The sequence below is a fragment of the Escherichia sp. MOD1-EC6819 genome, from assembly GCF_002965765.1.
GTDB lineage: Bacteria > Pseudomonadota > Gammaproteobacteria > Enterobacterales > Enterobacteriaceae > Escherichia > Escherichia ruysiae.
The window spans coordinates 79839-92419 of the sequence record NZ_PTRG01000007.1 but is presented as its reverse complement, the minus strand read 5'-3'; the positions used below and the strand labels follow the sequence as shown (position 1 = coordinate 92419).

Here is a 12581-nt window from a genome sequence, read left to right as displayed (position 1 = left end):
GTTTCTTGTTTTCTGTGATCGCGGTAGCGCCAAAATGTAACTTATGGATTTGCTGAAGGTTTCTGTGAAAGGGATCATGGCAAGACGAAACGATACGGAAAAAAGTGTGATGGGGGATGTGATAAGGCGAGGAACTAGCTATAATGCGCCCCGCCTCCATGTAGCAATCGAGGCGCGGAAGATCGTCGTCTCCGGTGAGGCGGCTGGACTTCAAATCCAGTTGGGGCCGCCAGCGGTCCCGGGCAGGTTCGACTCCTGTGATCTTCCGCCAAAATGCCTCTTCTGATGTTCACCAATCCCTTGTAATACGATTAAAACCAGACATTTTCTTCTGTTCATGATTCATTCGGCTTAACCGAGTTCGTTCTTAACATTTATTGCAATGGCGGCGACATGTCAGACAAAGACTTAACCCAGTCTCCGGCAGGCGAATTTAACAAATCAACAGCAGACAGGAGAGATCGTCCCCGGCATTGATCATGTCAATCGCTTTATCCATCCGCTCATTGATAATTGGCGAATGCAAAGTTTTCTCGGCAAGGCTCGCCACAATCTTCAACACCGTTGCCTCATCTGGTGTTACTTCCAGCGATGTCACACTCAACAAATGCTTAATATAGAAATAATCGAGGATTAAACGGTAAACCTGGCGCATGATCGTTGAGAAATCAGCATCCGGAAAATGACAGTGGTAAATTTTGTAGGTCAGTAAATTGCGCAATACATGCGGGGCGCTGAGGATAGAATCCTGGCAAAGCTGCTGCCATTGCTTATCCAGAACTGCAAACTTATCGACCAGATCCTGCTTATCCGTGCTGGCTGTAATGTTTAAATACACTGCCATCTTCCGATGCACCCCAGCGATAATGTTATCCCTGGCACCTTCATTCGCGATAAGTGAACCCAATGCCGACAGCGCGCGCACCTTCAATCCAACCGACTCCGTTGACGTTGAGCGATGAATCAAACTTATACCTGCCGCCAGCTCGCTTAATAGTTCCTGATGATACTGTTCGGCCTGCGCAAAATGGCGATGCAGATCGAACTCAATGCGTTGCAAGTAAACCATAAACTGTGCCAGCGCCATCAGGTTCTCTTCAACGTTCAACGATGGCGACTGTAGAAGGTGCCAGGCAAAGAGATGCACAATCTGTTGGATCTGATTAACCGGCTGCTGCCGGGCGATGATATTGTTTTTCGCCTTCGCCAGCAGCTCATCTTGTTCATGCACTAACATGCTGTCGGCATCGAACAATACCAGCCGGGCTACTTCCGGACATGAAAGCGTCATCGAATAACGAGTTGTATCCGCGTAGTGCTTTTTACAACGTGGATAAGTAGAACAGGTAACTGAAAGCGCGTTGCCTCCCAGCTCGCGATGAACCAGGCAGAGTTTATTTTCGTCGAGAAACGGACACTGCCCCTGCGCGTCCAGCTTAATTCTCGAATATCTTTGTTTACCTTTTCGCACCAGCATCAAATTCTCTTTCGCCAGCCTGGAAATTTCCGGATGGTGTGCGTTGAGGTAATCATGATGAGTTTTCTTGTCGATATCTATTTGCCATCCCTGACAACAGGAAATCAGGCAGTCAGGTCCGACACAGGAAAACTTCTTCACAAACTCGGGTTTGATCACTTTATGGATTTGCATAACATTCTTCGCGTTTAAAAAGCGAACAGTAACATGCTGTCAGAAAAAAATGATAACGCCATAACATGACGGTTTAATAAGCATTTCACGCGTTTCATAAAGATAAAGAATAATGCTCGACCTCATCAAATTACCCACGCTATTTGTCAGCGACGCTAATGCCAAAATATTTCGTTGCGACGTGATAAGAGATTTCAATGCTTTTGAATAACGACCGACGCAAACTATGAAGGATACTTATGAGAAAAATATTTATGATTCCGACGAGGATAATATAAAAGCCTCACGGTCGATTTTATTTTCAGACTGCTTCTGGCTGGCGATAATAATGTCAGACGTATCAATGGTCTGCCTGTTATTGCTCAAGATACGTAACTATTGCTGAAAGGCAACATAAATATGCCTTATATGAACAGAGCCATCCTTGCCATTTTTGCTATCATGCCTGCATACATAAATGACAAAACCGTATGTAGAGGGGAAAAATGGGTTCCACCAGAAAGGGGATGCTGAACGTTCTAATTGCCGCCGTATTGTGGGGAAGTTCAGGTGTCTGCGCACAATACATCATGGAGCAAAGCCAGATGTCATCGCAGTTTCTGACTATGACGCGACTGATATTTGCCGGTTTTATTCTGCTAACGCTCTCCTTTGTCCACGGCGATAAAGTCTTCTCAATCATTAAAAATCATAAAGATGCCATCAGCCTGCTGATTTTTTCCGTTGTTGGCGCACTGACCGTCCAGCTTACTTTCTTACTGACAATTGAAAAATCCAATGCCGCTACAGCAACGGTGCTGCAATTTTTATCACCAACGATTATCGTGGCATGGTTCTCACTGGTACGTAAATCACGCCCCGGCATCCTGGTTTTTTGCGCCATTCTGACATCGCTGATTGGTACGTTTTTATTGGTGACGCACGGTAATCCGACGTCATTATCGATCTCTCCTGCTGCGTTATTCTGGGGTATCGCCTCGGCATTTGCTGCCGCATTCTATACGACATACCCCTCAACGCTCATTTCCCGTTACGGCACGTTGCCAGTGGTCGGCTGGAGTATGCTCATTGGAGGTCTGATCCTGTTGCCCTTTTATGCCGGACAAGGAACAAATTTCGTGGTTAATGGCAGCCTGATTCTGGCATTTTTCTATCTGGTGGTAATTGGAACTTCGCTAACCTTTAGTCTGTATCTGAAAGGCGCACAGTTAATTGGCGGGCCAAAAGCCAGCATTTTGAGCTGTGCAGAACCATTAAGTAGCGCGCTGCTCTCTTTGCTGTTGCTGGGGATCACTTTCACATTACCTGACTGGCTGGGAACGCTGCTGATTCTGTCATCGGTGATTTTGATTTCAATGGATTCCCGCCGCCGCGCCAGAAAAATGTGATCGTCTGGCGCGGCGCGGTTGATAATTACCAGCCCGGCACCGCGCCACCGTTAAAGATAGTTTCTGCCGCTTTAGCAACTTCTGGTGATTGATAAGATTGCAAAAATTCCTTCACGTTTTCTGCATCCTTGTTATCTTCCCGCGCCACCAGAATGTTCACATACGGCGAATTTTTATCTTCAATAAATACGCTGTCATGCACCGGGGAAAGCCCGGTTTGCTGAATATAAGTCGTGCTGATAATCGCCACATCCACTTTCGGGTCGTCCAGTACACGCGGCAACTGTGCCCCCTCCAGTTCCATTATCTGCAAATGACGCGGGTTATCGGTAATATCCAATGCCGTTGGCAGTAAACCTTTCCCTTCTTTCAACGTAATCAGTTTCTCTTTTTGCAAAAGTAACAACGCCCGCCCAAGGTTGGTCGGATCATTCGGAATCGCCACTGTCGCCCCATCTTTTAGCTGATCGACCGTTTTAATTTTTTTCGAATATCCCGCCATGGGGAATACAAAGGTATTTCCCACCGCCACCAGTTTATAACCGTGCGCCTGATTATCCTGTTCAAGGAAAGGACGATGCTGGAATACATTGGCATCCAGTTCACCATGATCTGTTGCATCGTTCGGCAGCAATGAACCGCTAAATCCAATCAGTTCAACCTCAAGGCCATACTTCTCTTTAGCCACTTTTTTTGCGACTTCCGCCACATCTTGTTCGGCACCGTTTATGACGCCAACTTTAATGTGTTTGGTATCGCTGCTTTGCTGGTCGCAGCCTACCAGTAGTATTCCTGCCAGTAATAACGCTGCTCCTGTTCGTAGATGATGTGTTGTCAGTTTCATTTTTTATCCTTTTATTAATGATGACCTGACTATAGCGGTAAGGTCGCTGCGGTTAAAAAACGAAATGCTATCGATAAGAAGAAAAAGGAATAAAAGAGGAATATAAGGTCTGGCACTTCTTACTGAATACTAAAACGCGTTTCGTACAGCATGATTAGAGCGATGAAAACAAACTACACTTATGCTTCATTCGATGCCATTTGTAAAAAGGTAGAACTCATGAAACCAACGACGCTACTTCTTATTTTCGCTGTTTTCGCGATGCCGGGTATGGTGTATGCCGAATCGCCTTTTAGCTCGTTACAATCGGCGAAAGAGAAAAATACGGTATTACAGGATTTGCGAAAAATTTGTACCCCGCAGGCATCGTTATCAGATGAAGCGTGGGAAAAGTTAATGTTGTCTGATGAAAGCAATAAACAACACATACGCGAAGCCATCGTGGCGATGGAGCGTAATAATCAGAGTAACTACTGGGAAGCGTTGGGCAGGGTAGAATGCCCGGATATGTAAGAGCGGCAACAGCCACTGACCAACACTTCTTTAACCTGATATCAGGATTTCTTCATTTGCACTTTTGCAGTAACCAACAGCGCGGTAAGCAACATCAACGTGCCGGACAATATTAACGGCGAAGTCAGACCAATGTTATCCAGTGCATAACCACCAATTGCCGCGCCGCAGGTATTGGCAAGCTGAATAACAGCCACCTGAATAGATCCCGCCTTTTCTGCCTGGTCGGCTAATGAGCGGGTGATCCACGTTGACCAGCCCACGGGAATTAAAGCAAAGGTCAGCCCCCAGATAATCGCCACACCGGTAGCAACAATTTTATCGCTTCCCCACAACGTCAGTACCAGCGCACTAAGAGCAAGCACTAACGGTGCTCCCGCTAAGGCCAGTTTTACTGAACGTTTAAGAATGATCGACGAAAGCGACGTACCGACAAAACTGGCGATACCAAAACTCAGCAGTACCAGTGTTAAGCCATCCACGCCGAATCCCGCCAGATTCATATACACAGGACGAATATACGTGAAGAAAGCGAACTGCCCCGCAAAGGACATAAAGATAGCAATCATCCCGGCCATCACCCCCGGACGCTGCAACAGGCGGAAGGTATTTTGCTTCTGATGTGACGGTTCGCCAGGTAGCGAAGGCAATGATTTGATAATCCAGATAATACACAGCACGCCCATCACCGCTGCCGCATTAAAGACATTGCGCCAGCCAATAAGCTCACCTAAAAAGCTGCCTAACGGCGCGGCAATCACCAGCGCAATAGAAACCGCGCCGAAGATCACCGACAGCGCCTTCGGCACCGTACGAGGTGGCACCAGACGCATAGTCAGCGACGCTGACATCGCCCAGAATCCGCCCAGCGCCAGCCCGAGACAGGCTCGACCGATTAATAACATTCTGAACGAGCTGGCAAAGGAAACCAGCAAGCAAGAGAGCGTCAGCAAGACGGCGAACAGAATGACAACGTAGCGGCGGTCGGTGGCCTGAATTGTCTGGGTAATAAACAAACTGGCAAACATCGCCACAAAGGCGGTCACAGTCACCGATTGCCCGGCAAGCCCTTCCGAAATCCCTAAATCCTGCGCCATCGGCGTCAGCAAACTGACAGGTAAAAACTCAACGATAATCAGGCAGGCAACGCAAAACGCCACCGAGAAAACGGCTGACCAGTTCGGTCGGGTGATGGCATCCGCGCCACAGTTTTCTTCGATATGTTCACTCATGGTGTTACCCGTGGCATGTTTCAGGGGAAAGCCGGTCAGTTTAGCATTGAAATGTGTGACGTATTTAACGTTTCTGCAACTTTTACGGTGTTGCTTGAGCTGGAGTTAAGATCGAAACGGAACAGGGCAAAGATTACCGAATGCGGCATGAACGCCTTATCCCCCCTACAGGTCAGGCGCGGTCTGTAGGCTGATAAGACGAAGCGGTTTTAATGCAGCCAGTGAACGCCCTCGGCAGGCTGAAAGAACGCGTTATAGCGCATCTGGAAAGCGTTAATCTCCTGCATTTCAGGTTCAGTTTCGCGCAGAAAACCCAGCGCCAGCCTGACCTGTGCGTCGGTAATGGGAGCTGCGAGGCGGGCTTTTTGTAAAATTCGATGCCATTGCAACAGGTTCTGTTCGCTACCATCGACAATGACAATTTGCCAGATGAGCAACACCTGCGCAGCATTTTGCAGGTGCGACTCATCCGGGCGATGCAGATAACGTAAAAATTCGTCACCCGCTGACTTTCCCATCTGATCGACCATCGATTCGACGGGTACGACATCAATATTCAGCCGATCGCTGAGACGGCGAATCGCCTTTCTGGCCCCGGATGTCAGCACCCGAAAACCAACCACAAACACCACCGCCAGTGTGGCAAGCATAATCCAGATCATGAGTTCTCCTGCGTAACCGGCCCTCATGATATCTGGAAACACTTATCAGATACTAATCCACCAGGATGATTTTCAGCGCAAACAGCGCCGCTACAACCACCACACACAGGTTCAGATCGCGCCATCGTCCGGTACAAACTTTCATAATGCAGTACGACATAAAGCCCAGCGCGATACCTTCAGTGATCGAGAAAGTAAAGGGCATCATCACCGTAGTAATAAATGCGGGCACCGATTCGGTAAAATCATCCCAGTTAACGCGCGCCAGACTTGAGGTCATTAACACGCCCACGAAGATGAGCGCCCCGGCAGTCGCATAGGGTGGAACCATTGCCACCAGCGGTGAGAAGAACATAACCAACAGGAACATAACGCCGACCACAACCGCAGTCAGCCCCGTGCGGCCACCGACCGCCACACCAGAAGTACTTTCAATATAGGCAGTAACAGACGAGGTGCCGATAAACGCACCCGCCACCGAACTGACGCTATCGACATACAGCGCCTTATTCATATTGGGGAATTTACCGTTACTATCTATTAAGCCAGCTTTATCAGTTACCCCAATTAATGTTCCTGATGAATCAAATAGGTTGATCAGCATAAAGGAGAAAATGATACCGGCAAGTTCAAGCGACAACGCGCCGCTCAAATCGACTTCACCAATGACACCGCTAATATCGGGTGGAATGGAATAGATACCGCTAAAATGAACATCACCGAAAAATAATCCACAGCAGGAAGTAACAACAATAGAAACCAACACCGCCGCATGAAAATTACGTGATGACAACACGGTTATAATAAAAAAACCTAAAATACCTAACAACACGCCGTGAGAACTTAAATCGCCAATCATAACCAGCGTATCTTTATTGGCGACAATAACACCGGTATTTTTTAATCCCATCAAGGCAATAAATAACCCGATACCACTGGTGATACCAATACGTAAACTTAATGGAATGTTGGAAATCATCCAGTAACGGATACGAAAGAGCGTGAGCAAAAACAGTCCGATTGCGCCCCAGAATATGGCTCCCATCCCGGTCTGCCAGGAGATCCCCATCGCCCCCACGACCACGAACGCGAAGAAGGCGTTCAGCCCCATTGCCGGTGCCAGCGCCACGGGTAAGTTAGCAAATATCCCCATCGCAATACTGCCAATACCGGCAATTAAACAGGTGGTGACAAATACCACTTTCGGGTCCATTTGTGCCGCGCCAAGGATTTGCGGGTTAACAAAAACGATGTACACCATGGTTAAAAAAGTAGTCATCCCCGCAATCAATTCTGTGCGGACGGTGGTTCCATGTTGAGGAAGTTTAAATAATCGCGAAAGCGTCCCTGATTCATTACTCACGTAATCGGTATTGTCATTATTCATTTTTTTGTCCATTGAAGGAAATTTAAATCCTTGCTTTTGTAAAACAAATGACAACACTGGTTCAGTGATAATTATCACATTTCAATTGCACATTAATGGATATTCTTTAATAATCTCGCGACGTTTCTTTATGATAAATAATAATCAATTTGATAAAATCAAAATGAGAAAAACATGAATAATTCTATTAGCCATAAATTTCATTACATTAGTCGGAGCGAATACCAGGAATTGTTAGCCGTATCCCGTGGCGAAGCCGTTGCCGATTATATTATTGATAATGTCTCTATTTTGGATCTGATCAATGGCGGAGAAATTTCCGGCCCGATTGTGATTAAAGGGCGTTACATTGCTGGTGTTGGCGCAGAATACGTCAACGCTCCGGCTTTGCACCGAATTGATGCTAACGGCGCAACGGCAGTACCAGGATTTATTGATGCTCACCTGCATATTGAATCCAGCATGATGACGCCAGTCACCTTTGAAACCGCCACCCTGCCACGCGGCCTGACAACTGTTATTTGCGATCCCCATGAAATCGTCAATGTCATGGGCGAATCCGGATTCGCCTGGTTTGCTCGCTGCGCAGAACAGGCAAAGCAGAATCAGTATTTGCAAGTCAGCTCTTGCGTACCCGCACTGGAAGGCTGCGATGTAAACGGCGCCAGTTTTACTCTCGAACAGATGCTCGCCTGGCGAGATCACCCGCAGGTTACCGGCCTCGCGGAAATGATGGACTACCCTGGCGTAATTAGCGGGCAGGATGCGCTGCTCGATAAACTGGACGCGTTTCGCCATCTGACGCTGGACGGTCACTGCCCCGGTTTAGGCGGTAAAGAACTTAACGCCTATATTGCTGCCGGTATTGAAAACTGCCATGAGAGCTATTTGCTGGAAGAAGGCCGTCGGAAATTACAACTCGGCATGTCGTTGATGATCCGCGAAGGATCCGCTGCCCGCAACCTCAACGCGCTGGCTCCGTTAATCAACGAATTTAATAGCCCGCAATGTATGCTCTGTACCGATGACCGTAACCCGTGGGAAATCGCCCATGAAGGGCATATCGATGCCTTAATTCGCCGCCTGATCGAACAGCACAATGTGCCGCTGCATGTGGCATATCGCGTCGCCAGTTGGTCAACAGCGCGCCATTTTGGTCTTAATCATCTCGGTTTACTGGCGCCCGGCAAGCAGGCCGATATCGTCCTGTTAAGTGATGCGCGTAAGGTCACGGTGCAGCAGGTACTGGTGAAAGGCGAACCGATTGACGCGCAAACCTTGCAAGCACAAGAGTCGGCGAGACTGGCGCAATCCGCCCCACCGTATGGCAATACTATTGCTCGCCAGCCGGTTTCCGCCAGCGACTTTGCCCTACAATTTACGCCCGGAAAACGCTATCGGGTCATTGACGTTATCCATAATGAGCTGATTACGCACTCCCGCTCCAGCGTCTATAGCGAAAATGGTTTTGATCGCGATGATGTGTGCTTTATTGCCGTGCTTGAGCGTTACGGGCAACGACTGGCTCCGGCCTGTGGTTTGCTTGGGGGCTTTGGTCTGAATGAAGGTGCACTGGCTGCGACGGTTAGCCATGACAGCCATAACATTGTGGTGATCGGTCGTAGTACGGAAGAGATGGCGCTGGCGGTAAATCAGGTGATTCAGGATGGCGGCGGGCTGTGTGTGGTGCGTGACGGTCAGGTGCAGAGCCATCTACCGTTGCCCATTGCCGGCCTGATGAGCACCGACACGGCGCAGTCGCTGGCGGAGCAAATTGACGCCCTGAAAGTTGCCGCCCGCAAATGTGGTTCGTTACCGGATGAACCGTTTATTCAGATGGCGTTTCTTTCCCTGCCAGTGATCCCCGCGTTGAAACTGACCAGCCAGGGGTTGTTTGATGGCGAGAAGTTTGCCTTCACTACGCTGGAAATTGCGGAATAAAAAAATGCCCGGCGTCATGCCGGGCAAAAGTCACCAGTTACGTTTATGCCACTGTCAACTGCTGAATTTTTTTCTCGCGGCGGATTTTGCGTTCTTCCATCACCGCGACTATCGCCATCAGACAGATACAGCCAATTGCGGCGATATCCAGCGCGGCGAAGGTTCCAGCCCAGCCGGTGAGGCCGAATACCGGAGTACCATCGGCAATCATCCCCAGACCTAACTTGGCAAAGCTGTCACCAATCAGGTAGGCGAAGGTGCCTTTAATCCCGTCGGCAGCGCCGATCGCTTTTTTCGGTACAAAGCCAACAGCCGCCACGCCAATCAACAGTTGCGGACCAAATACCAGGAAACCTAATGCAAAGAGAGAAGCCAGGTAGATATATTGATTGCTGGCGTGCTGATACACACCGAGTGTCGCGATAATCAGCGCCAGCGCGATGCAGGCTACCAGGCCACGGCGACCGTTCGCCAGGTCAGAGAGCCAGCCCCACAGCAGAGTACCGACCAGTGCGCCTGCTTCAAACAGCGTAAAGCCCTGAATCGCCACCGCTTTAGAGAGTTTCAGTTCCTGGAACGCGTATACGGTTGACCACTGGTCGATACCAATACGCACCACATACAGGAAGATGTTGGCGAAGCACAGCAGCCAGATCACTTTGTTTTTCAGCACATACTCAACAAAGATCTGCCACTTGGTCATATCCGTGGATTCCGTCTCTTTGTCCTCTTCGCTGATCTCTTCACCAAACAGTTCTTCGGCTTTACCGAGGCCATACGCTTCAGGGGAGTCACTGCCGTAACGCAGGCCGATAAAACCGACAATCAGCGCGATAATCGACGGGAAAATAAACATGCCGATCACATGACCGTCGAACAGGTAATTTGCGCCGAACAGCGCCACACCCGCCGCGCCCGCACCGCCGAGGTTGTGGGAAATGTTCCAGAAACCGAGAAACGTCCCGCGCTTACGACGCGGCGTCCATTTGGTGATGGTGGAATAACTGCATGAGCCGCCAGTACTCTGGAAAAAGCCGCTTAAGGCGTAAAACGCAATCATCAGGAACAGGCTAACCGATCCGCTGCCCATACTGGCGCTGAAGCCCAGCATACAAATGGCAGAGAGGATCAGCATGAAAGGCAGGAACTGTTTGGTGTTTTTGCCGTCGGCGTAGTAGGAGACCAGCGTTTTACCCACGCCATAAGTGATGGAGAAGCCCAGGCCGATCATCCCCAACTGCGTCATGCTCAACCCGTAAGTGGAGATCATGTCGTTCTGCGCAATGTTAAAGTTCTTGCGAATCAGATACATCGTCAGGTAGCCAATAAAGACCACCAGGTAGGATTGCATGAACGGTTTGAACCACATTTTGCGCCGCACTTCGAGCGGAAGATCCAGAGTCGGCTTGCGAACCTGGTTGAGGAAAGCCAGCATGGGTTACTCCTGATTTCCCATCATTCTTCAAGCCACAGGTGCTTTAGCTGCATGTATTCCTGCAACTTGAATTAATTGGGGAAAGAATTAATGAATGATGGCATTGTAAAAATCAGCAGCCAATCAGGCCTGAGATAGTGTCCAGGCAAAACCTGGAAAATTTCTTAGTTTTGCCGGATATGAGGTAAAAAGGTGAGATGTATCACGCTTCGCGCGGTGCCTGAGCATTCAAAAAGGGCAGTAATAGCAAGGCCGAGATCCCGGCGGCAATGGAGATAACCACAAAAAAACCGCTCCAGTGCCAGGTATCGAGCACTTTCGCCAGCGGCCAACCAGCAAGCGACGCCCCCAGGTAAGCAAACAAGCCGACAAACCCCGTCGCCGCCCCTGCCGCTTCTTTGTGGGAACACTCTGCTGCCGCCATACCGATTAACATCTGTGGGCCAAAAACAAAAAAACCAATGGTGAAGAAGCAAGTCGCCTGCATCACGTAGCTGGCAAACGGCATTAGCCACAGCGAACCGACTGATAGCAAAATCCCGGCGGCGAAAATCAAATTCATCGGCCCACGGTTGCCGTTAAACAGTTTGTCCGAACCCCAACCGGCAACCAGCGCACCGATAAATCCGCCCAGTTCAAACATCGTCACCGCCGTATTCGCCGTGACCAGATCGACGCCCAGCGTCTCGGACATGTACAAGTTGCCCCAGTCGTTGATCGCTGCGCGAACCACGTAGACCAGCACGTAGCAGAACGAAAGCAACCAGATATACGGATTCAGCAACACATATTTGGTGAGGATCTCTTTACGCGTCAGCCCTGCGCCCTCCTGCTGCTGGGCGACCTCCAGCGCGTCGTGTCGCCATTCGCCGACCGCCGGTAAACCTAATGCCTGCGGGCGATCGCGCAGTCGCCAGCAAAGAAAAATCCCCACGACTATCGCCATACAACCGGCAACCATCATCCCGATACGCCAGCTGTAATGCAGCGCAACTGCCGCCATCACAATAGGGATCAACGCGCCGCCAACGTTATGCGCCGTGTTCCATAACGCCCACCAACCGCCGCGCTCGGTACGTGAATACCAGGCGGTTAACAGCCGCGCACAAACCGGCGAACCCCAGCCCTGGAAAAAAGCGTTCAACACCCAGAGCACGGCAAACGCCCATAGCGAAGTGGAAAATCCAAACAGAATGTTGATGATGCCAGTCGCAATAAGCCCCATCCCCATAAAATAACGCGCATTTGAGCGGTCGCTGACAATGCCGGAAACAAACTTCGACAAACCGTAGGTGATGTAAAACAGGGTTGCTAACAGGCCGATATCGCTACGACTTAGCACGCCAGTGGCAAGGATTTCTGGCATAGCGGCGTTAAAACTCTTACGCGTGAAATAAAACAGCGCATAGCCCAACCAGATTGTCAGCAAAATATGCCGACGCCAGTAACGATAGCGGGCATCAATTTCACGTTTATCGCTTATCAGCGGCGCGTCGGCAGGTGCTTTCAGGAACTGCAACATCATCAA

Annotated in this window: 10 protein-coding genes and 1 tRNA gene; 4 read left to right on the top strand and 7 right to left on the bottom strand. The window is 49.5% G+C overall.

What is annotated here, in order from left to right:
* Positions 1-176 precede the first annotated feature (176 nt).
* Positions 177-271 (top strand) — tRNA-Sec (locus A7Z06_RS11695).
* A gap of 162 nt (positions 272-433) precedes the next feature.
* Here A7Z06_RS11695 and fliB read toward each other — a convergent pair.
* A complete protein-coding gene (gene fliB, locus A7Z06_RS11690; protein WP_001165570.1) occupies positions 434-1651 on the bottom strand; it encodes a flagellin lysine-N-methylase in 1218 nt (405 codons plus the stop codon).
* 485 nt (positions 1652-2136) lie between these two features.
* Here fliB and A7Z06_RS11685 point away from each other — a divergent pair, with 485 nt between their 5' ends.
* Positions 2137-3039, top strand: coding sequence for a carboxylate/amino acid/amine transporter (locus tag A7Z06_RS11685; RefSeq protein ID WP_000535939.1), 903 nt, complete (start codon positions 2137-2139; stop codon positions 3037-3039).
* A 25-nt stretch (positions 3040-3064) separates the two neighbouring features.
* Here the strand turns inward: A7Z06_RS11685 and nlpA are convergent, their stop codons facing one another.
* Positions 3065-3883, bottom strand: a complete 819-nt coding sequence (nlpA, locus tag A7Z06_RS11680; RefSeq protein ID WP_000779439.1) for a lipoprotein NlpA — start codon at positions 3881-3883, stop codon at positions 3065-3067.
* A gap of 219 nt (positions 3884-4102) precedes the next feature.
* Here nlpA and yicS point away from each other — a divergent pair, with 219 nt between their 5' ends.
* Positions 4103-4396, top strand: a complete 294-nt coding sequence (gene yicS / locus A7Z06_RS11675; protein ID WP_010344417.1) for a protein YicS — start codon at positions 4103-4105, stop codon at positions 4394-4396.
* A gap of 41 nt (positions 4397-4437) precedes the next feature.
* On the opposite strand, the gene nepI is transcribed toward yicS, so the two are convergent.
* The 3 genes from nepI to adeQ form a co-directional block, all read right to left on the bottom strand.
* The gene (gene nepI / locus A7Z06_RS11670; RefSeq protein ID WP_001289201.1) at positions 4438-5628 is read right to left on the bottom strand and encodes a purine ribonucleoside efflux pump NepI; all 1191 of its coding nucleotides are present in this window, start codon (positions 5626-5628) and stop codon (positions 4438-4440) included.
* A gap of 209 nt (positions 5629-5837) precedes the next feature.
* Positions 5838-6290 carry a DUF1198 domain-containing protein gene (locus A7Z06_RS11665; RefSeq protein ID WP_010344415.1) on the bottom strand — a complete coding sequence of 151 codons (453 nt, stop codon included), beginning with the start codon at positions 6288-6290 and terminating at the stop codon, positions 5838-5840.
* A gap of 52 nt (positions 6291-6342) precedes the next feature.
* A complete protein-coding gene (gene adeQ, locus A7Z06_RS11660) occupies positions 6343-7677 on the bottom strand; it encodes an adenine permease AdeQ (protein ID WP_016159934.1) in 1335 nt (444 codons plus the stop codon).
* Positions 7678-7851: 174 nt separating this feature from the next.
* Here adeQ and adeD point away from each other — a divergent pair, with 174 nt between their 5' ends.
* Entirely contained in the window at positions 7852-9618 is a 1767-nt protein-coding gene (gene adeD, locus A7Z06_RS11655) for an adenine deaminase (protein ID WP_001065765.1), read from the top strand.
* A 43-nt stretch (positions 9619-9661) separates the two neighbouring features.
* Here adeD and uhpT read toward each other — a convergent pair whose 3' ends face one another.
* Both uhpT and uhpC read right to left on the bottom strand, forming a co-directional pair.
* The gene (gene uhpT, locus A7Z06_RS11650; RefSeq protein WP_000879190.1) at positions 9662-11053 is read right to left on the bottom strand and encodes a hexose-6-phosphate:phosphate antiporter; all 1392 of its coding nucleotides are present in this window, start codon (positions 11051-11053) and stop codon (positions 9662-9664) included.
* A 202-nt stretch (positions 11054-11255) separates the two neighbouring features.
* Positions 11256-12575 carry an MFS transporter family glucose-6-phosphate receptor UhpC gene (gene uhpC, locus A7Z06_RS11645; RefSeq protein WP_010350496.1) on the bottom strand — a complete coding sequence of 440 codons (1320 nt, stop codon included), beginning with the start codon at positions 12573-12575 and terminating at the stop codon, positions 11256-11258.
* Between the last annotated feature and the right edge of the window lie 6 nt (positions 12576-12581).

Coding starts and splice junctions, on each gene's coding strand:
- fliB (WP_001165570.1), bottom strand. CDS start 1,651: ATGCAAATCCATAAAGTGATCAAACCCGAGTTTGTGAAGAAGTTTTCC.
- A7Z06_RS11685 (WP_000535939.1), top strand. CDS start 2,137: ATGGGTTCCACCAGAAAGGGGATGCTGAACGTTCTAATTGCCGCCGTA.
- nlpA (WP_000779439.1), bottom strand. CDS start 3,883: ATGAAACTGACAACACATCATCTACGAACAGGAGCAGCGTTATTACTG.
- yicS (WP_010344417.1), top strand. CDS start 4,103: ATGAAACCAACGACGCTACTTCTTATTTTCGCTGTTTTCGCGATGCCG.
- nepI (WP_001289201.1), bottom strand. CDS start 5,628: ATGAGTGAACATATCGAAGAAAACTGTGGCGCGGATGCCATCACCCGA.
- A7Z06_RS11665 (WP_010344415.1), bottom strand. CDS start 6,290: ATGATCTGGATTATGCTTGCCACACTGGCGGTGGTGTTTGTGGTTGGT.
- adeQ (WP_016159934.1), bottom strand. CDS start 7,677: ATGAATAATGACAATACCGATTACGTGAGTAATGAATCAGGGACGCTT.
- adeD (WP_001065765.1), top strand. CDS start 7,852: ATGAATAATTCTATTAGCCATAAATTTCATTACATTAGTCGGAGCGAA.
- uhpT (WP_000879190.1), bottom strand. CDS start 11,053: ATGCTGGCTTTCCTCAACCAGGTTCGCAAGCCGACTCTGGATCTTCCG.
- uhpC (WP_010350496.1), bottom strand. CDS start 12,575: ATGTTGCAGTTCCTGAAAGCACCTGCCGACGCGCCGCTGATAAGCGAT.